19 protein-coding genes are annotated in these 20286 nt (G+C 59.6%); 6 read left to right on the top strand and 13 right to left on the bottom strand.

Annotation, left to right across the window (positions count from 1 at the left end; translation table 11 throughout):
- Positions 1–2: 2 nt before the first annotated feature.
- Positions 3–1430: a two-component system sensor histidine kinase CreC gene (gene creC / locus ACYZT4_RS23285; RefSeq protein WP_461983169.1), complete on the bottom strand. Its 1428-nt coding sequence runs from the start codon at positions 1428–1430 to the stop codon at positions 3–5.
- A complete protein-coding gene (gene creB, locus ACYZT4_RS23280; protein WP_461983168.1) occupies positions 1430–2110 on the bottom strand; it encodes a two-component system response regulator CreB in 681 nt (226 codons plus the stop codon). The genes creC and creB overlap by 1 nt, the downstream gene beginning before the upstream one ends.
- A 164-nt stretch (positions 2111–2274) precedes the next feature.
- On the opposite strand from creB, the gene ACYZT4_RS23275 reads away from it, so the two are divergent.
- Positions 2275–3096 carry an RHS repeat-associated core domain-containing protein gene (locus tag ACYZT4_RS23275; RefSeq protein ID WP_461983167.1) on the top strand — a complete coding sequence of 274 codons (822 nt, stop codon included), beginning with the start codon at positions 2275–2277 and terminating at the stop codon, positions 3094–3096.
- Positions 3097–3139: 43 nt separating this feature from the next.
- On the opposite strand, the gene rloA2 is transcribed toward ACYZT4_RS23275, so the two are convergent.
- Entirely contained in the window at positions 3140–3643 is a 504-nt protein-coding gene (gene rloA2 / locus ACYZT4_RS23270; protein ID WP_461983166.1) for a retropepsin-like aspartic peptidase RloA2, read from the bottom strand.
- Positions 3644–3811: 168 nt separating this feature from the next.
- A complete protein-coding gene (locus ACYZT4_RS23265) occupies positions 3812–4360 on the bottom strand; it encodes a DUF2780 domain-containing protein (RefSeq protein WP_461983165.1) in 549 nt (182 codons plus the stop codon).
- Positions 4361–4600: 240 nt separating this feature from the next.
- On the opposite strand from ACYZT4_RS23265, the gene ACYZT4_RS23260 reads away from it, so the two are divergent.
- From ACYZT4_RS23260 to ACYZT4_RS23245, 4 genes are all read left to right on the top strand, one after another.
- Positions 4601–5194, top strand: a complete 594-nt coding sequence (locus ACYZT4_RS23260) for a fasciclin domain-containing protein (protein WP_461983164.1) — start codon at positions 4601–4603, stop codon at positions 5192–5194.
- A gap of 56 nt (positions 5195–5250) precedes the next feature.
- The gene (locus ACYZT4_RS23255) at positions 5251–5886 is read left to right on the top strand and encodes a sigma-70 family RNA polymerase sigma factor (RefSeq protein WP_461983163.1); all 636 of its coding nucleotides are present in this window, start codon (positions 5251–5253) and stop codon (positions 5884–5886) included.
- A complete protein-coding gene (locus tag ACYZT4_RS23250) occupies positions 5883–6557 on the top strand; it encodes an anti-sigma factor (RefSeq protein WP_461983162.1) in 675 nt (224 codons plus the stop codon). Before ACYZT4_RS23255 ends, ACYZT4_RS23250 begins: the two co-directional genes overlap by 4 nt.
- 129 nt (positions 6558–6686) lie before the next feature.
- Positions 6687–7739 (top strand): RHS repeat-associated core domain-containing protein, encoded by a 1053-nt coding sequence (locus ACYZT4_RS23245; RefSeq protein WP_461983161.1) that lies wholly within the window; start codon positions 6687–6689, stop codon positions 7737–7739.
- Between the two features lie 102 nt (positions 7740–7841).
- Here the strand turns inward: ACYZT4_RS23245 and fdhA are convergent, their stop codons facing one another.
- The 8 genes from fdhA to ACYZT4_RS23205 form a co-directional block, all read right to left on the bottom strand.
- On the bottom strand, positions 7842–9041 hold the full coding sequence (gene fdhA / locus ACYZT4_RS23240) for a formaldehyde dehydrogenase, glutathione-independent (RefSeq protein ID WP_247291052.1): 1200 nt from the start codon (positions 9039–9041) through the stop codon (positions 7842–7844).
- Positions 9042–9159: 118 nt separating this feature from the next.
- A complete protein-coding gene (gene purU, locus ACYZT4_RS23235) occupies positions 9160–10017 on the bottom strand; it encodes a formyltetrahydrofolate deformylase (RefSeq protein ID WP_461983160.1) in 858 nt (285 codons plus the stop codon).
- 19 nt (positions 10018–10036) lie between these two features.
- The gene (locus ACYZT4_RS23230) at positions 10037–10669 is read right to left on the bottom strand and encodes a sarcosine oxidase subunit gamma (RefSeq protein ID WP_461983159.1); all 633 of its coding nucleotides are present in this window, start codon (positions 10667–10669) and stop codon (positions 10037–10039) included.
- Positions 10670–10819: 150 nt separating this feature from the next.
- Positions 10820–13837 (bottom strand): sarcosine oxidase subunit alpha, encoded by a 3018-nt coding sequence (locus ACYZT4_RS23225; RefSeq protein ID WP_461983158.1) that lies wholly within the window; start codon positions 13835–13837, stop codon positions 10820–10822.
- Positions 13834–14163 carry a sarcosine oxidase subunit delta gene (locus ACYZT4_RS23220; RefSeq protein WP_461983157.1) on the bottom strand — a complete coding sequence of 110 codons (330 nt, stop codon included), beginning with the start codon at positions 14161–14163 and terminating at the stop codon, positions 13834–13836. Before ACYZT4_RS23220 ends, ACYZT4_RS23225 begins: the two co-directional genes overlap by 4 nt.
- 30 nt (positions 14164–14193) lie before the next feature.
- A complete protein-coding gene (locus tag ACYZT4_RS23215) occupies positions 14194–15444 on the bottom strand; it encodes a sarcosine oxidase subunit beta (protein ID WP_007947735.1) in 1251 nt (416 codons plus the stop codon).
- 23 nt (positions 15445–15467) lie between these two features.
- Positions 15468–16721: a serine hydroxymethyltransferase gene (gene glyA / locus ACYZT4_RS23210; protein WP_461983156.1), complete on the bottom strand. Its 1254-nt coding sequence runs from the start codon at positions 16719–16721 to the stop codon at positions 15468–15470.
- A 282-nt stretch (positions 16722–17003) separates the two neighbouring features.
- Complete coding sequence (locus ACYZT4_RS23205) at positions 17004–17714, bottom strand: TraX family protein (protein WP_461983155.1); 711 nt, start codon at positions 17712–17714, stop codon at positions 17004–17006.
- 133 nt (positions 17715–17847) lie between these two features.
- Between ACYZT4_RS23205 and ACYZT4_RS23200 the strand changes: the two genes are divergently transcribed.
- Entirely contained in the window at positions 17848–18888 is a 1041-nt protein-coding gene (locus ACYZT4_RS23200) for a threonine aldolase family protein (protein ID WP_461983154.1), read from the top strand.
- 74 nt (positions 18889–18962) lie between these two features.
- Here the strand turns inward: ACYZT4_RS23200 and gbcB are convergent, their stop codons facing one another.
- Entirely contained in the window at positions 18963–20063 is a 1101-nt protein-coding gene (gbcB, locus tag ACYZT4_RS23195) for a glycine-betaine demethylase subunit GbcB (RefSeq protein WP_461983153.1), read from the bottom strand.
- Positions 20064–20286: the final 223 nt, after the last annotated feature.

Raw genomic sequence — 20286 nt, 5'->3', positions numbered from 1 at the left:
CTTTAGCGGTCGGAAGGCAAATGCATCGCCACTTCAACTCCATTCTCAACATTACCAACGCTCAATGTCCCGCCATGCAACTTCACCACTTCCTCTACAAAATTGAGCCCTAATCCGGTGCTCTTGCGCCCACTGTCCGGACGCGGCAAGGAATAGAAGCGCTCACTCAATCGCGGCAACGCATAGTCAGGAATCGCCTCGGCCTCGTTGAATAATCTGAATTCGACCTGACCGCCAACCTTCGCAGCGCTCAATCGCAGCCCGCCCTTCACCGGCGTAAAATCCAGCGCATTTTCCAGCAGATTGCTCAGCGCCTGACGCAACAGAAACGGCTCGCCGGTCAGCATCAGATCTTCGGTAATCACGTGTTCCACCCGCAACTGTTTGCCTTGGATACGCCCGGCCTGAGCGCTGAGCAATTCATCGACCAAAGTCGCCAACGGTATGGCCACCCGTTCCTCTAGCCCTTGCCGCTGCTCAACCTGGGCCAGGTTAAGCAGCCGTTCGATCAACTGCTGCATCCGCACACTTTCGCTGTCGATGTTGCTGACGAATCGCTGCCGCTGCGCCAACGGCATTTCACTCTGCAGCAATTCCGCCGCGCCGCGAATCGCCGCCAGCGGGCTTTTCAATTCATGGGTCAAGGTGTGCACGTAACGCTCGACATATGCCTTGCCTTCGAGCTGCGTGCGCATCTGTTCCACGGCGGTCGCCAATTGCTCCAGTTCGCCGCCGCGATAGTGCGGCACCTCGACCCGTCGCCCTTCACTCACAGCCTGTGCATAAGCGGTCAAGCGCCGCAGCGCCGCGCTCAACCACCACGACAACAGCGCGCCGAACAGCAAACCGAGACCGATCAGACCGGCGCCATACGCGAGCAACCGGCGCTCGGCACGATCCACGTAAGGCTGCAACGAACTATTGGGTTTGGCCACGGTGACCACGCCAATGATCTGGCCGTTGTCGCGGATCGGCGCGCCAACGTGCATCACCGAAGAGCTCGCATCGTTCGGATCGCTGCGACTGGAGCGCGCGCCGTACTCACCGCGCAGGGTCAGCAGCACGTCGTTCCAGCGCGAGTAATCCTGGCCCACCGCGACACCGCTGGAATCCAGCACCACAATGCCTTTGGCGTCGGTGACGTAGATGCGATGGTTGACCTGATTTTTCGGCAGTCCCCAGATGCTGGCGTTCGGTTGCCGTTCGCCATAGGCCTTGAGCAATTGCGGCCAACGGTTCTGATTGAGCGTGCCGGCCTTGAAATCATCTCGCAGGATTTCCGCCATCAGGTTGGCGGTGTCGACCAGGGTTTCTTCGGTGGATTGCCGCACACCGGGGCGGATTTCCTCCATTACGGTATTGAGCACGAAGTAGCCGGTCAGGCCGATGAACAGCACATAGACCAGGAAAATCCGGATGCCCAACGGCATCAGCTGTGTCCCGGGCTGTAGCTGTAACCGAGACCACGATGGGTCTGGATCGGCTCGGCATCGGCTTGCACCAGACGCAGCTTGGCGCGCACGCTCTTGATGTGGCTGTCGATGCTGCGCTCGTAGCCGGCGTCGGCGGCCACGCCCAGCGCATCGAGCAGTTGCTCGCGGCTGAACACGCGTTCGGGCTGTTCGAGCAGGCATTGCAGCAGGCGGAATTCATGGCGGGTGAGAGTCAGCAGCTGACCGCGATAGCAGATCTGCACGCGCTCGCTGTCGATGCGGAACAGCGGCGATGCCGCTTCAGCCACTGCACGCGGCGCCATGCGTTTGAGAATGGCCCGGACCCGTGCGGCCACTTCCCGCGGGCTGAACGGCTTGACCACGTAATCGTCAGCGCCGATTTCCAGGCCCACCACGCGGTCGATCTCCGCATCGCGGGCACTGAGAAAAATCACCGGCACTTCGCTGAAACGCCGCAGTTGCTTGCAGGTTTCAAAACCGCTGATGTCGGGCAGGCCGATGTCCAGGATGATCAAGTCGGCCGGTGTTTGCCGCTGATGATCGAGCGCCGCCGCGCCCAGGCTCAGCCACGTCGTGGTGAAGCCCTCGCCCTCCAAGGCGAAAATCAAAGTGTCGGCAATTGAGGCTTCGTCTTCGACAATCAGGATATGAGGCATGCCGTCCGGGTCTGGTAGTGGGGTGGAGCGAACGGTGAACCAAGGAGGATTCGGCGTCAATCGGGGTGCGGTAATTAGTGGTTTGGTCTGTAGGAACTAACAGTTTTGATAGTAGGCAATGACTGAAAAAAGTCCGATGCTGGAAACTTTTCTTAAGCGAACTGATGCGGGGCTGGCTAATGCCTACGAATTCAAGCAGATCAATTTTGTTAGCGACCGATCAACAGCGCTCGGTGTTTAGCGCCGTAGGTGAGGGTCCGCCCCTTCCCGTTGCCTATATGCCTTACGGGGATCGCCTACGGGTAAACGGCATGCTCAAGATGCTCGGGTTCAACGGCGAACTGCCTGATCCGCGTACAGGGCACTATCATCTGGGGAAGGGATATCGGCAGTTCAATCCACTGTTGATGCGTTTTAACAGCCCGGACAGTTGGAGTCCGTTTGGGGATGGGGGCCTGAATGCATATGCGTATTGTGGGGGAGATCCGATTAATCGGCACGATCCGACGGGACATACTTTTGTATGGCTGAAAATCGTTCGACGCGAATTCGGGTTAATGAGTCCCCCCAACCGGAGAGCGATCACGGTGAAAACGGTATTACCCCGATCACCTGACTTGGCTCAGATAAATACTCAAAAAAATATGCAACTACCCATCCCAGGTAAGCGAAGGCCTGAGCGAATTTCTCGTACACAAAATCGCTTGGAATCGAAACGCCAAAATCACGTTTTTCAAACTGAACACAATCCTGATAATCCTACTCAGAGCATAAGGTCGAAGGTGAAGCGCGACCGAAAGGTAGAATCGCTAAGGCAAAAGTACTCCAGGCTCGTCTCACAACATCACAACGCAGCGCGAACCCCTGTCGTTCCCGAACGCCAAAAATTCCTGACCTTTGCAGATTTTCATTCCATACACGAAGTCGAGATCTTGGTACCGGAACCTGTCGGCGGATTAGATCAGTTAGCGAGCATACGAAGGTGACAGCAGGCAACTCAGCGGAAATGCCTTGCCCCAAACACGGTATTTAACAATCCGGCTTATCCGCCGTAAACCGTCGCGCCGGATTCACCGCCGCCCCAAACTCACGCAGCGCTTTGGAACCAATCAATAACGGATAGTTAAAGCTACTGCGATCCGTCAGGTTGACCTCAACCGTGCGCTTGACGTTACCGAGGCACAATTCCAGATCCACCACTGGCCGCTTGGTTGGCGCTGCCGTGTCTTCATCTTCGTCTTCTTCAGAACGGGTCTTGATCTTGCTGATCCGCGCGATTTTGTGTTCGTAGACCTTATTGCTCGCCTCTTTGGTGGCGAGGCGGAAACGTACCCACTCGTCGCCGTCACGGGTGAAGGTTTCGATGTCCTTGGCCGACAGCGAGGCGGTCAAGGCGCCGGTGTCCATTTTGGCCTTGAGCACTTCGCCGCCGATTTCCGGGAGCGCGATGTATTCATAACGTCCGTACAGGGTCGGCTCGGCCGCCAGGACCGGCAGCGCCACGAGGGAAAGCAGGGCTAGGAGGGATTTCACGTGAGGGGCATCCTGGAAGAGTGGGCAGCGGAATTTTAGACCGTGGTTTGATTGATCGTTCCCCCGCTCTGGAACGATCGCTGAGATTAACGGTTTAAAGGTGAAACATTCGTCATCCCCGATTTGACCTCTCGCCCGAAGCTGATGAGCGCACCGGGCGCCACTGAATCAGCTGCCGGTACCCCAAATGCCGCCGAGGCTTTGCAGCAACGAACCGCCAACACCCTGCTGACCGAGGTATTGCAGAATCACCGGGGCAAACTGGCCGATCATCCCGCTGTCCATGCCCAAGGCGCTGAATGCGTTGTTCAGGTCGCTGGTGTCCTTGACGTTACCCAGCGCGTTATCCAGACCGGCCGCCTTGCCGGACGAACCGAGCAACCCGCTCAAAGCACCCAGTTCACCACCACCCGACAGCTTGTCGATGCCCGGTACGCTTTTTGCCAGTTCCGAATAGTCGGTCGAACTCAGTTTATTCTTGGCCAACCCGAGCATCGCCCCGGTGCCGCCCACGGCTTGTTGCGGCGTCACGTTCAATTGGCTGAGCGCGCTCAACAGGCCCGCCGTTTCAGACGTCGGTGCAGCCTTCGCAGCGGCATCTCCGCCCTGCATGCTCGCAGCCGCTTTGGTCACGTCGTCGAGGCTGAAGCCTGCGAAGACCGGGCTGGCCACCAGGGTCATGAACGATGCCAGGGCAAAACCGCGTGAAATCTTCATTCAGACATCCTCTATGAACACCGCCCGGTAATGGACGGCGAAAAACTGTGCGTTGGACTGGCATCCACAGGGATTGTTCCCAGCCTTGCGACGGCGAACATTCGTTCCATCCATGCCGGTGAAACGCAAAACCTGTGGGTGCTCAAAAGAATTACCACGCGCTGCATCCAGTCTCGGTAGGCCCGCGTATATCAAGCACGGACAGACACTCCTGGCCGATTCCCCACAAGGATCATCACCATGAAACGCACTTCGATCAAAACGCCGCTGATTGCCAGCCTGCTGACCCTGGCCCTTGGCGGCGGACTCAGCTTGAGCACCGTGCAAGCGGCGACCATGAGCCACGACAGCGTCATGGTCGGCGGGCAAAGCATGCTGCCGAGCAAAGACATCGTCGATAACGCGGTGAACTCCTCCGACCACACCACGTTGGTCGCAGCGGTGAAAGCGGCCGGGCTGGTTGACACCCTCAAGGGCAAAGGTCCGTACACCGTGTTCGCACCGGTCAATTCGGCCTTCACCGCCCTGCCCGCCGGCACTGTCGATACGTTGCTGAAACCGGAAAACAAGGCAGCGCTGAGCAAACTCCTGACCTACCACGTCGTCGCCGGCAAACTCGACATGATGACCCTCGCCGAGAAGATCAAGGCCGGCGGCGGTAAAACCGAACTCACCACCGTGGCAGGCGGCAAGCTGTGGGCGATGATGAACGGCCCGCACAACATCACCATCAAGGATGAAAAAGGTGACGTCGCCGACATCACCACCTACGACGTGTACCAGTCCAACGGGGTGATTCAGGTCATCGACAAAGTGCTGATGCCGAAAAGTTGAGTGGTACCGCCGGCCCTGCGCATCGGGGTCGGCGGATTTTTTCGAGGTGTCCGTCCGTGAATGGAACAACTGCGCGTCGTGTACTAACCTCTGGCTGCAATCGCCCCCTCACACAACTCGCTTCGATTGCCTGGAGAACCGTTATTTCCGTCGCCGACACCGATCAACTCAGGCAGCTCCTGGCCCAGTGCTCACTGGGTGACCGCCGCGCTTTCGAGACGCTTTACCGCAGTGTCGGCCCGCGTTTGCAGGGTGTTGCCCTGCGCTTTATGGGGCGGCCCGATCTGGCGGAGGAGGTGTTGCAGGAAAGTTTCGTGCGCATCTGGAACAACGCCTCGCGCTATGAGGCGCATCTGTCCGCGCCGTTGACCTGGATGATCAACATCACCCGCAATCAAGCGATTGACCAGTTGCGTAAACACCGCGACCGACCGCTGACCGAACTTGAAGAACAGGCGCTGGTGGATGAGAGTCCCTCGGCCCACGAACAATTGAGCAGCGCCCGCGAGGCCAGTGCCTTGAATCGCTGCCTGGACAGCCTTGAAGGCATGCAGCGCCAGTCGATCACCGTCGCGTACTTTCAGGGGCTGTCCTGCTCTGAACTGGCCGAACACCTGGCCGCGCCGCTGGGTTCGGTGAAGTCCTGGATTCGCCGCGGCATGGAGCGCCTGCGCAGGTGCCTTGAATCATGAACTATCAAACCCCGACCCTGCGCCGCGCCCTCGCCGCCGACTATGCGATTGGTTTGATGCCCTCTGCCGCACGTCGGCGCTTCGAACAATTGTTGCTGGACGACGCAGTGTTGCGTTCTGAACTGGCGCAGTGGCAGGAAAGCCTCGCCAGCCTGACCGACGCCCTGCCCGAACAACCGGTACCGGGTCGCGTGTGGCAAGGAATTACCGCGCGCATCGATCCGCAAGTGCTGCATGTGCCGCAGAAGCGTCCGTTCTGGAACTGGCTGCGGATTACCGCGGCAGTGTGTTCGCTGGTGATCGCGGTGACCTTGGGTGTGATCTATAACCGTGACAGTGCGCGTTACAGTGCGACATTGCTGACCGCCGATGCGCAGCCGGCGCTGAAGGTTGAGGCGCATGAGGGCTATCTGAACGTCGAGCCGCTGACGCTGGCGGCGGTTGATCCGCAACGCAGTCTGGAGTTGTGGGCGATTCCGGCGGATGGCAAACCGATTTCCCTTGGCGTGATTCCGGCGGGCGGCAAGGGTCGCGTAGTACTGAGCGACGCGCAGAAAACGTTGATCGCCAAGCCGATGGCGCTGGCGGTGAGTCTTGAGCCGAAGGGCGGGTCGCCGACCGGGCAACCGACGGGGCCGGTGTTGTATCAAGGGGCGTTGGCGGCGCTTTGAAACTGAAGGTTTTTCCAATGTTCGTGGGGAGGATCAGCTTGCGAGCCTATCAGTTCTGTTAGTAGGCAGTGCTGATGAATTGCGTCACAGTTGAACCCTGAAACGAGGGCAATTCGGGGGTTACATCTCATGCAGCAAAATAGCCTCGCGCTGCTCTGCAGCTACCATTACGACGCGCTCGATCGACTGATAACGAGTTCATCGCCGACGCAGGCCGCCGCCGTGCGTTTTTACCAGCAGGAACGCTTCGTCACCGAGATTCAGGGCGACGTGCAGCGTTCGATCATTCAGCACGAAGATCAACTGCTGGCGCAGCAGACTCGTCAGGGCAGCAATGCTGCGGCGACGACGACGACGTTGCTTACTACTGATCAACAGCGTTCGGTATTTAATGCGGTAGACGCTACTCATCTTCTCCCACTCGACTACACGCCCTACGGCAATGGATCGCTTGGGAACGGCTTACTCAACCTGCTCGGTTTTAATGGCGAAGGGCAGGATCGGGTGACGGGGTTGTATTTATTGGGGACTGGCTATCATCGACCGTTCAATCCAGTGTTGATGAGATTTATTTGTCCGGACAGTTGGAGCCCATTTGGAAAGGGTGGGCTGAATGCATACGCGTATTGTGCGGGAGATCCAATAAATAAATCCGACCCGACGGGTCATGTATTGGCTAAATTTTCAGGGCTTGCCAAGAAACTTGCTAACAATGTTCTTATGTTTGTTAGCGAGGAGAAAGGTATTAAAACTCTGAATCTGGATATTCACGGAGGCGTCGGCATCGTTAAATTCGCAAATAAAACGCTGGATGCAAATCAACTCGCAGCTGAGCTCACCAGCCGCAATGTAGTTTTTAGCGATTATGACGAAGCCCACCTAATTGCCTGTTTTTCTGCCAACTCAGGCAGCGACAATTCCGTATCTTTAGCTCAAACCTTCGCCAACACTACCAAACTCAAGACAACAGGCTACAACGGCAGAATTTTTCCGACAGATACCATTACCCCGCGAAAAGGCGCCCTATCTACAGTGGACATTGAACTAACTAACTACGGAGTCGCTACCGAAAATCCTTTCAAACGATCCGATAGCGAATACAAGCACTTCAATTATTCGCCTGTCGCGTTTAATCCACAAAAAAAAATGTCGATCGTCAAAAAAGTGCGACAAAACAGGTGAGGTTTATGCAAAAAAATGACTTTGCCATCAAGGCCCGTAGCGGGTTGGAACAATCGAACAAACGGCGCCCTGTAGCAGCGCCGTTTGGTTGTGCTGGAGGCATTACGCCGCACTAAACAACTTATGCGGATCAATCACAAACTTCTTCGGCACGCCCGCATCAAACTCGCCATAACCGCGCGGTGCATCATCCAGGCTGATGACTTCCACGCCGACGATGTCGGCAATGTGAATGCGGTCCCACATGATCGCCTGCATCAGCTGGCGGTTGTACTTCATCACAGGCGTCTGGCCGGTGTGGAAGCTGTGGGATTTGGCCCAGCCCAGACCGAAGCGGATGCTCAGGCTGCCCATTTTCGCGGCGGCGTCCACGGCACCCGGATCTTCGGTCACGTACAGGCCAGGGATACCGATTTTGCCCGCTACTCGAACCACGCCCATCAGCGAGTTGAGCACGGTGGCCGGAGCCTCGTGCTTCACGCCGTCATGCCCGTGACCGCGCGCTTCGAAGCCTACGGCGTCGACGGCGCAGTCCACTTCTGGCTCGCCCAGCAGCGCAGCGATCTGTTCGTGCAGCGGCGTGTCCAGCGACAAGTCGGCGATTTCAAAACCCTGGGCCTTGGCGTGTGCCAGGCGAACGGTGTTGACGTCACCGATGATCACCACCGCAGCGCCCAACAGGCGAGCGGACGCGGCAGCGGCCAGACCGACCGGACCGGCGCCGGCAATATACACGGTGCTGCCCGGACCCACGCCCGCTGTCACCGCGCCGTGGTAACCGGTTGGCAGGATGTCGGAGAGGCAGGTCAGGTCGCGGATTTTTTCCATCGCGCGATCGCGATCCGGCAGTTTCAGCAGGTTGAAGTCCGCGTACGGCACCAGCGCGTATTCAGCCTGGCCGCCGGTCCAATCGCCCATGTCGACGTAACCGTACGCACCGCCCGGACGCGCCGGGTTAACGCTGAGGCAGACACCGGTGTGCATCTCTTTGCAGGAACGGCAGCGCCCGCAAGCGACGTTGAACGGAACGGACACCAGGTCGCCGATCTGCAGGTTCTCGACGTCGCTGCCTTTCTCGATCACTTCACCGGTGATTTCGTGGCCCAGTACCAGGCCGGTTTGCGCGGTGGTACGACCGCGCACCATGTGCTGGTCGGAACCACAGATGTTGGTGGACACCACACGCAGGATGACAGCGTGGTTGATCTTCCTGCCGCGCGGGTCCTGCATTTTTGGATAGTCGATTTTCTGAATTTCGACTTTGCCATTGCCGAGATACACCACACCACGATTGCCAGACATGCCATCACCTCTATATTTGTTGTTGGTTAGAGAGTGGATCGAGCTTCAAGCGGCAAGCTACAAGCCGCAGGAAGTGTACATACCGCTTTGCTTGCGGCTTGAAGCTTGAAGCTTGCAGCTACAGCACTACCGTTCTGTTGGCGTTCAAAAACACCCTTCTTTCGATGTGATACCCAACTGCCCGCGCCAACGTCTGCCCTTCGATATCCCGGCCCTTGGCGATCAAATCTTCCGGGTAATGACTGTGGTCCACGACCTCGACGCCCTGGGCAATGATCGGACCTTCGTCCAGGTCGTTGTTGATGTAGTGCGCCGTCGCGCCGACCAGCTTCACGCCCTTGTTGTAGGCCTGGTGATACGGCTTGGCGCCCTTGAAACCGGGCAGCAGGGAGTGATGAATATTGATCGCCTTGCCATCGAGCTTGCGGCACAGCTCGGGCGACAACACCTGCATGTAACGCGCAAGGATCACCAGTTCGGCGCCGGACGCCTCGATCACCTGCAACACCTGCCGCTCCTGTGACGGTTTGTCGTTCGGGTCGAGCGGGAAATGGTAATAGGGAATCTGGTGCCAGTCGGCCAACGGCTTGAGGTCAGGGTGGTTGGAGACCACGGCGGCAACGTCCATCGACAGCTGGCCGATGCGTTGGCGGTAGAGCAGATCGTTGAGGCAGTGATCGGCCTTGGAGACCATGATCACCACTTTCGGCCGGTAATTCGGCGGCGTCAGTTCGAAGATCATGCCGAAAGCTTTGCCGCGTTCTTCAAGGCCGGCGCGGAACGCCCGTTCGTCGAAACCGTCCGGCTGGCGGAATTCCACGCGAATGAAGAAGCGGGCCGAGAGCCGGTCATCGAACGAATGGTGTTCGGTGACGTAGCAGCCCTGCTCGAACAGAAAGCGGGTCACCGCGTCCACGGTGCCGAGCACGCTTGGGCAGTCGGCGGTCAGAATCCATGTGTCTGGGGCGCGGCTCATAGTGTTGCTCCTCTGATCATTACGCCTGAACGCTAAGGCCGTATTCGGCCGACGCATCCTGCAACCACAACCACCAGTAATCCGAAAAGCTGCGGCGAATCAGCAGTTCCCAGGTGTCTTCGGCCGTGTGGCGGATCACCAGTTGCGACTTGGCGAACACGGTGCCGACGGCCTTGCCGACCGGGAAGCTGTTCGGGTGCACGTCGTAGCTGGTGGATTTCATCAATAACTGGCGCACGTTCGGGCCGCTCAGTTCGAGAACCTGCTGGCCGCCGCTGACGTTGACGATCTGAATGTGCAGGTCGCCCAGCGCTTCGCGGAGTTTCTGCTCGGCGGCGAATTCTTCGCCGGTCGGCACGATCAGCAGAAACTCATCCGGTCCGACCCATTGCAGGCTGGTTTCGCCCTTGACGATGACGCTCAGGGCGCCTGGCAGTTCGATGCCCAGGGCCTTGTGCACGCCAGCGGCGAACGCGGCATCGTGGCCATCGCCACGAATGGTCAGGTGGCCCAGGAGTTTCTTCTCTCGCACGATCACGCCGGCGTTTTTGCGGCCCTTGCCCACCAGGCTGGCGAGGTCGGCGTGATGCAGCGACGACTCGGCCTTGGCCCCGGTGGTTGGGCGTTGTTGGTACACATTGGCTGCGGTCATAAAGCACCTTTCCTGAATTCTGTTAGCCCTGTGGAGGCTGTTCTGCCGTCTTAGCGAGCAAGCCCGCTCCCACATTTTTGAACGCGTTCCCCTGTGGAAGCGGGCTTGCTCGCGAAAGCGATAGCAGCCCACCCACAGCAGCCGAGGCCATCAAATGTTCTGGCGATCACCTTTCGGATCGAAGAACACCGAAGAAACGATTTCCGCCTCGATCACGCTGCCATCCGCCAGCGGCGCAAACACGCGCTCGCCGATGCGCTTCAAGCCGCCCTTGACCACACCCATGGCAAACGAATAACCCAGGGAGTTGTGCAGGTAACTTGAGGTGACGTGACCGACCATCGACATCGGAATCGCCTGCTTGGTGTTGAACACCAGCTGCGCGCCTTCCGGCAGCCATTTGGTCGGATCGATCGGCTTCAGACCGACCAACTGTTTGCGTTGATCACGCACACAGTCTTCGCGGTTCATGCCACGCCAGCCGATCCACGAGAACGGTTTGGTACGACCGACACACCAGCCCATGTTCAGGTCATCGGGCGTCATCGACCCATCGGTGTCCTGCCCAACGATGATGAAGCCCTTCTCCGCCCGCAGGATGTGCATGGTCTCGGTGCCGTACGGCGTCAGGTTGTACGGCTTGCCCGCCTCGACGATTTTATCGAGCACGCCCATCGCGTAGTCGGCTTGCACGTTGACTTCGTAAGACAGCTCACCAGTAAACGAAATCCGGAATACCCGCGCCGGCACACCGCCAACCAGGCCTTCTTTCCAGGTCATGAACGGGAACGCTTCGTTGCTCAGATCGATGTCGGTAACAGCGCTGAGCAGCTTGCGGCTGTTCGGCCCGGACAGGGTCATGGTTGCCCAGTGATCTGTCACGGAGGTGAAGTACACCTTCAGTTCTGGCCACTCGGTCTGCGAGTAAATTTCCAGCCATTGCAGCACGCGTGCCGCGCCGCCCGTGGTGGTGGTCATGACGAAATGGTTGTCGGCGAGACAGGCGGTTACGCCGTCGTCGAAGACCATGCCGTCTTCTTTGCACATCAGGCCGTAACGCGCCTTGCCCACGTCGAGCTTGGTCCAGGCGTTGGTGTAGATGCGGTTGAGGAACTCACGCGCATCCGGGCCCTGAATGTCGATCTTGCCGAGGGTCGAGGCGTCCAGCAGGCCAACGCTGGCGCGCACGGCTTTGCATTCGCGTGTGACGGCGGTGTGAATGTCTTCACCGCTTTTCGGGAAGTACCACGGACGTTTCCACTGACCGACGTCTTCAAATTCGGCGCCGTTTTTCACGTGCCAGTGATGCAGCGCGGTGTGACGAACCGGTTCGAAGATGTGCCCGCAGTGACGGCCGGCCACGGCGCCGAAGGTCACCGGCGTGTAGTTCGGACGGAACATGGTGGTGCCCATCTGCGGGATGGTCACGTTCAGCGAACGGGCGGCGATGGCCAGGCCGTTGACGTTGCCGAGTTTGCCCTGATCGGTACCGAAGCCCAACGCGGTGTAGCGTTTGACGTGCTCGACCGACTCGAAGCCTTCGCGGGTCGCCAGTTCAATGGCGGCGGCGGTGACGTCGTTTTGCAGGTCGACGAATTGCTTCGGCGCCCGTGCGGTGTTCTTTTCATGCGGCACCTGGAACAGCGCCAGGGTCGGCTCTTCGAGACGGCTCAGGGCTTTCGGCAGTACGCCTTCGACCACGCTGAAACCGGCTTCGCTGGCTGCGCGAACGCCGCCTTCAAAACCATCGGCCAGCGAATCGCCGAGACCATAAACGCCATTGATGCCACCGACGCACACGCGTTTCTGCGGTGCTTCGCCCGGTACGAACCCAAGGATGTCTTCACGCCAGGTCGGCTTGCCACCCAGGTGCGAAGCCAGGTGAACCACCGGGCTGTAACCGCCGGAACTGGCGACCAGGTCGCAATCGAGCCACTCGCCAGGACTGGTCACGGCGTGAGCTTTGACGTCGATTGCGGCAACGCGAGCGGCGGTCACGTGCTTGCTGCCACGGGCCTCGATCACGGCACTGCCGGTCAGGATGCGAATGCCTTTGGCGCGCGCTTCTTCAACCAGGGCACCGCGCGGATTGCTGCGGGCATCGGCGATGGCCACGACTTGCAGGCTGGCATCGAGCCAATCCAGCGCCACACGGTAGGCGTGATCGTTGTTAGTGCTCAAGACAAGCTTCTTGCCCGGTGCCACGCCGTAACGACGCACATAAGTCGACACAGCGCCGGCGAGCATGTTGCCCGGCACGTCGTTGTTGCCGTAAACCAGTGGACGCTCGTGGGCGCCGGTGGCCAGCACCACACGCTTGGCACGAACCCGGTGAATGCGCTGACGTACCTGGCCAATCGGCGCGCGGTCGCCGAGGTGATCGGTCAGGCGTTCGTGAATGGTCAGGAAGTTATGGTCGTGGTAGCCGTTAACCGTGGCGCGCGGCAACAGCAGCACGTCCGGGGTGTCTTTCAGTTCGGCGATAACGCTGGCAACCCATTCGGTGGCCGGTTTGCCGTCGAGGCTTTCGCGGGAATCGAGCAGGCTGCCGCCGAACTCTTCCTGCTCATCGGCGAGGATCACGCGGGCACCGCTGCGAGCTGCTGCCAGTGCGGCGGCCAAGCCGGCGGGACCACCGCCGACGATCAGCACGTCGCAGTGCTGGTTCATGTAGTCGTAGGTGTCCGGATCGTTCTCGGTCGGCGAACGGCCCAGACCGGCGGCTTTGCGAATGTACTTCTCGTAAGTCATCCAGAACGATTGCGGGTACATGAAGGTTTTGTAGTAGAAGCCCGGCGGCATCAGCTTGCCGCCGACCTTGCCGAGAATCCCCATCATGTCGTTGTTCACGCTCGGCCAGCCGTTGGTGCTGGTGGCGACCAAGCCTTGATACAGCGCTTGTTGCGTGGCGCGTACGTTCGGTACTTGCGTGGCTTCGGTGGCGCCGATCTGCAACACCGCGTTCGGCTCTTCGGCACCGGCTGCGAAAATGCCGCGCGGACGGGAATACTTGAAGCTGCGACCGATGATGTCGACGCCGTTGGCCAGCAGTGCAGCGGCCAGCGAGTCGCCTTCAAAGCCTTTGTAGGTCTGGCCGTTGAAGGTAAAGCTCAGGACTTTGTTGCGGTCGATCCGTCCGCCGTTGGACAGGCGATTGATCTGGCTCATACCTTCTCTCCCAGAGCCGTCGTAGCCGCTTTCGAGCTATCGGTCTTGTCGGTGAATTGTGGCTTGGTGCCGATCTTGTAGGTTTCGAGAATCTCGTAGGTCAGAGTGTCGCGGGTCGCATTGAAGTACTGACGGCAACCGGCAACGTGATCCCACAGTTCGTGGTGCAGGCCGCGAGGGTTGTCGCGGAAGAACATGTAGTCGCCCCACTCCTCGTCGGTGCAAGTGGTCGGATCCAGTGGACGCGGGATGTGCGCCTGGCCGGATGCGTGGAATTCCTCTTCTGAGCGCAGTTCGCCGCAGTGAGGACAGAAGATATGCAACATGGGGGTTTCTCCTCTTTATTAGGTCGACGGCTAGTGGGCAACGGCAGCAGCGCCGTGTTCATCGATCAACGCACCGTTGTGGAAACGGTCGATGGAGAAAGGTGCGGCCAATGGGTGCATTTCACCTTTGGCCAGGCTCGCGGCAAATACGTTGCCCGAGCCAGGCGTTGCCTTGAAACCACCGGTACCCCAACCGCAGTTGAAGAACATGTTCGGCACCGGGGTTTTCGAAATGATCGGGCAGGCATCCGGCGTGGTGTCGACGATGCCGCCCCACTGCCGGTTCATGCGCACGCGCGACAACACCGGGAACATCTCGACGATGGCCTGGATGGTGTGCTCGATCACCGGGTACGAACCACGCTGGCCGTAGCCGTTGTAGCCGTCGATTCCGGCGCCGATCACCAGGTCGCCTTTGTCGGACTGGCTGATGTAGCCGTGTACGGCGTTGGACATGATGACGCTGTCTATAATCGGTTTGATCGGCTCGGACACCAGCGCTTGCAGCGGGTGGGATTCGATCGGCAGGCGGAAACCGGCGAGCTTGGCCATGTGCCCGGAGTTACCGGCAGTCACCACGCCGACGCGCTTGGCGCCGATGAAACCCTTGTTGGTTTCAACGCCGATGCACACGCCGTTTTCCTTGCGGAAACCGATCACTTCGGTCTGCTGGATCAGGTCGACGCCCAAGGCATCGGCGGCACGGGCAAAGCCCCACGCCACGGCATCGTGGCGAGCAACGCCGCCGCGACGCTGGACGGTGGCGCCCATTACCGGGTAGCGGGTGTTTTTCGAGCAGTCGAGGTACGGAATCTCGTCGGCCACTTGCTTGGCATCCAGCAGTTCGCCATCGACGCCGTTGAGGCGGTTGGCGCTGACGCGACGCTCGGAATCACGAATGTCTTGCAGGGTGTGGCACAGGTTGTAGACGCCGCGCTGGGAGAACATCACGTTGTAGTTCAGGTCCTGGGACAGGCCTTCCCACAGTTTCATCGCATGTTCATACAGGTGCGCCGACTCGTCCCACAGGTAGTTGGAACGAACGATGGTGGTGTTGCGCGCGGTGTTACCGCCGCCCAGCCAGCCTTTTTCGACCACAGCCACATTGGTGATGCCGTGCTCTTTCGCCAGGTAGTAAGCCGTGGCGAGACCATGCCCGCCGCCGCCGACGATGACCACGTCATAGACCTTTTTAGGGGTTGGCGTGCGCCACATTTTTTGCCAGTTTTCGTGATGGCTGAGGGAGTGTTTGAAGAGGCCGAAGCCCGAGTAGCGTTGCATAGTCATTTACTCCAAAACCGCGCTCAGCGATAAACCGGGAAGTCTGCGCACAGGGCCGAGACTTGCTGCGCGACGTTCGCTTCGACATCGGCGTCGCCGAGGTTGTCGAGGATGTCGCAGATCCAGCCGGCCAGCGTCACGCACTGGGTCACCTTGAAGCCGCGAGTGGTCACCGCCGGGGTGCCGATGCGCAGGCCGGAGGTCACGAACGGCGACTGTGGATCATTCGGGACAGCGTTCTTGTTCACGGTGATGTGGGCGCGACCGAGCGCTGCATCCGCCTCTTTGCCGGTGAGGCCCTGACGGATCAGGCTGACCAGGAACAGGTGGTTGTCGGTACCGCCGGACACTACATCGTAGCCGCGTTTGATAAAGATGCCGGCCATGGCCTGGGCGTTGTCGATCACTTGTTGCTGGTACGCCTTGAAGCCGGGCTCCAGCGCTTCCTTGAAGCACACCGCTTTACCGGCGATCACGTGCATCAGCGGGCCGCCCTGTGCGCCGGGGAATACGGCGGAGTTGAGCTTTTTCTCGATCTCTTCGTTGGCCTTGCACAGGATCAGGCCGCCACGTGGACCGCGCAGGGTCTTGTGGGTGGTGGTGGTGACCACGTCGGCGTAAGGCAGCGGGTTCGGGTACAGGCCGGCGGCGACCAGACCGGCAACGTGGGCCATGTCGACGAACAGCAGCGCGCCGACCTTATCGGCGATCTGACGGAAACGTGGGAAGTCGAGGGTCTTGGAGTAAGCCGAGAAGCCGGCGACGATCATCTTTGGCTGGCATTCAACCGCCAGACGCTCGACTTCGTCGTAGTCGATCAACCCGGTTTTGGTGTCGATGCCGTATTGCACGGCGTTGTAGAGCTTGCCCGAGGACGACACTTTCGCGCCGTGGGTCAAGTGGCCGCCGTGGGCCAGGCTCATGCCGAGAATGGTGTCGCCTGCCTGAATCAGGGCCAGGTAAACAGCGCTGTTTGCGGAAGAACCGGAGTGCGGCTGGACGTTGGCATAATCGGCGCCGAACAGTTGCTTGGCGCGTTCGATGGCCAGGGCTTCGACCTTGTCCACGTGCTCGCAGCCACCGTAATAGCGCTTGCCCGGATAACCTTCGGCGTATTTGTTCGTCAAGCCACTGCCTTGCGCTTCCATGACGCGTTTGCTGGTGTAGTTCTCTGACGCGATCAGCTCGATGTGATCTTCCTGGCGTTGCTCCTCGGCATTCATCGCCGCCAGCAGTGCATCGTCGTAACCCTGGATCTGGTCTTGCTTGCTGAACATCGCGTCTCTCCCAGCGGCGGCGGTGCGCCATTCGTCTCGGTGAGGCACGTACCTTGCGGCAGTGCCCTTTGATGCGATGGTATGACCGGCGCAGACAGGTCAAATGCCTACGGACGCCACGCAAAGGTGCGTTTACGACATGGCGGGAAATGGCAGGCCGAACACACCCTCCAAAGCCGCGCAAATCCCCTGCAGGAGTGAGCTTGCTCGCGAAGAGGGAGTGTCAGGAGACATCAATGTTGCTGACACACCGCCATCGCGAGCAGGCTCACTCCCACAGGGTTAGGCGGTGATTTGGCGGATGAGTAGCAGCAGCAGGAAATGCAGCGGATACAAGGCATACGCCCAGCGGCGCATCGGCGGTGGCTTGAGAGCCTGGGCATGTCGCAACAAGATCAATCCCATCCATGGCGCAATCAGACAAGTGCCTATGCCGAGGATCGCGGCCTTATTGCCTAACCGCGCCGCGTGATACAGCACCTCCCACTGATTGGCCGCCAGACAGATCAACCCCGGCAACAGGCAGAAATACCAAGGCTGCCTGATCACCAGCAGCATCGCCAGCGGCAACAGAACGCCAAAGAAACCGAACATCAGTTGCTCCGGAAATACCGCCGCCAGTGTTAGAGCGCCAGCCGCGAGCAGTCGCGATTGCAGCGCCGGATGCTGCCAGCCACGGGCGACCAATAGCCCCAGCGCCAGCGTCGGCAGCACGTTCAAGGTGTCGGGATCGGGAATGAACAGTCGGTACGGAATTTCGCTGATGGCACTGAACAGCAGTAACCAACCCAGATATCGCCACTGATGTGTTACCTCTCGTGAACGACCAATATTCGCCGCCATCGCCAAGCAGAACCACGGAAACGCCAGCCGCCCCGGCACATACAGCAGATCGACGGAATAACCGACATATCGCAGGTGATCGAGCACCATGCTTAGTAGCGCCAGCCACTTGAGCAGATCCAGTGCCCCATCCCGTTGCGTCATGTGCATAATTGCCCGTCGTCTTTGTACTTTTCTGCCAGACGCACCCCGTGTGCTCGCCGGATGATCTTCGGTAAAGTGCGCACCATCATTGACCACGAGGCGCTTCACCATAAGCGACTCGACCACGGAAAGCAGGGCCATGACCGATAAGAGCCAACAATTCGCCAGCGACAACTATTCCGGTATCTGCCCTGAAGCCTGGGCCGCCATGGAACAGGCCAACCATGGCCACCAACGCGCCTATGGCGACGACGAATGGACCGCCCGCGCGTCCGATCAATTCCGTAAATTATTCGAAACCGACTGCGAAGTGTTCTTCGCCTTCAATGGCACCGCCGCCAACTCCCTGGCCCTGTCGTCGCTGTGCCAGAGTTACCACAGCGTGATCTGCTCGGAAACCGCCCACGTCGAAACCGATGAATGCGGCGCGCCGGAATTCTTTTCCAACGGCTCCAAGCTCCTCGTCGCCCGCACTGAAAACGGCAAGCTGACCCCGGAATCGATCCGCGAAGTGGCCCTCAAGCGCCAGGATATCCACTACCCGAAACCGCGCGTCGTGACCCTGACCCAGGCCACTGAAGTCGGCAGCATCTACACCCCGGAAGAAATCCGCGCCATCAGCGCCACCTGCAAAGAGCTCGGCCTGAACCTGCACATGGACGGCGCGCGTTTTTCCAACGCCTGCGCATTCCTCGGCTGCACGCCGGCCGACCTGACCTGGAAAGCCGGCGTCGACGTGCTGTGCTTTGGCGGCACGAAAAACGGCATGGCGGTGGGTGAAGCGATTCTGTTCTTCAACCACAAACTCGCCGAAGACTTCGACTACCGCTGCAAGCAGGCCGGGCAGTTGGCCTCGAAAATGCGCTTCCTGTCGGCGCCTTGGGTCGGCATTCTGGAAAACGACGCCTGGCTCAAATACGCCCGCCACGCCAACCATTGCGCGCAACTGCTCGCGGAACTGGTCAGCGACATCGAAGGCGTGGAACTGATGTTCCCGGTGCAGGCCAACGGCGTATTCCTGCAACTCTCGGAACCGGCCATCGCCGCACTGACCGCCAAGGGCTGGCGCTTCTACACCTTCATCGGCAACGGCGGCGCACGCTTCATGTGCTCGTGGGACACCGAAGAAGAGCGCGTACGTGAGTTGGCGGCGGATATTCGCGAAGTGATGTCCCGCTAAGCATCGCGACGCCATCTCCGTAGTGTTGATCGTTCCCACGCGGAGCGTGGGAACGATCAGGTCTGGGGCGTGGTTTAGAAGTCGATACGCACATCGCCCTTCGGCACGCTGCAGCACGACAGGATGAACCCGTCCGCTTCGTCTTCCTCGGTGATCCCGCCGTTGTGCTCCATCTCGACTTCGCCACCCAGTTTCATCACTTTGCACGTCCCGCAGATCCCCATGCCGCAGGCTTTGGGAATCAGCAAGCCAACCTTCGCCGCCGCGGCATGAACGGTCTCGCCCGGCGCCACACGAATGCTCTTGCCGGACGCGGTGAATTCCACTTGATGCAGGTCCGCCAGATCGACTTCGGGTGCGTCGGCGGCGATTTCGGCTTGCTCCACCGCGTCCGCACGGGCTTCCGGTGGCGTCGCGCCGAAGGACTCTTCGTGATAACGCGACATGTCGAAGCCGACCGACTCCAGCATGCGCTTGACCGCGTTCATGTACGGCGTCGGGCCGCAGCAGAACACTTCGCGCTCCATGAAATCCGGGGTCATCAGTTCGAGCATTTTGTGGTTCAGGTAACCGCGATAACCGGCCCATGGCTCGCCGAGTCCATGCTTCTCACAGATCAGGTGCAGGCTGAAGTTTTCGATCCGCGACGCCATGTGCTCCAGCTCGCGGTGATAAATGATGTCTTTCGGCGAACGGGCGCTGTGGATAAACACCATGTCGACGTTGCCGTTGGTGTCGTAGAACCAGCGCGCCATCGACATGACCGGGGTGATGCCGACGCCGCCGCTGAGGTAGAGCACCTTCGGCGCGGTGAAGTCCATGGCGTTGAACAGCCCGACCGGCCCGTGCACCGCCAGCTCCTGGCCCTCATGCAGGGTGTCGTGCAGCCAGTTGGAGACCTTGCCGCCGGGTACGCGCTTGATCGTTACCGAAAAGCTGTAAGGCACCGAGGGCGAGCTGGAAATGGTGTAGGAGCGCATGATCGGCACGCCTTCGATTTCCAGCTCCAGGGTGACGAACTGACCCGGTTTGAAGAAGAACAGGATTGGCTGGTCGGCCATGAAACAGAAGGTGCGCACGTCCCAGGTTTCCTGGATGACTTTGACGCAACGGACGATGTGTCGACCATTGGCCCAGGTCTGGGTGGTTACCGGATTCAGGAAGCTGTTGGACATGCTGTTCTCCACCGCCGATGGTCGGCCTTATGTTGGCGATTCTGCGTATAGCGCCGATCACCCATTTACCTATCTGCGACATTCACATACTTATCGCGACCAGCCCGCAACTACCGGGGGTTGCGCGTCGGGAACAGATTGGGCCATGTCGCCCATGGATAAGGTTCCGGGCAACGGCGGCCCCACACTCGCCCCATACCAAGACACTGTCTTTACACCTTGC

It is taken from the genome of Pseudomonas sp. GB2N2, from assembly GCF_054897705.1.
This window is presented reverse-complemented; position numbering and strand designations above follow the sequence as displayed.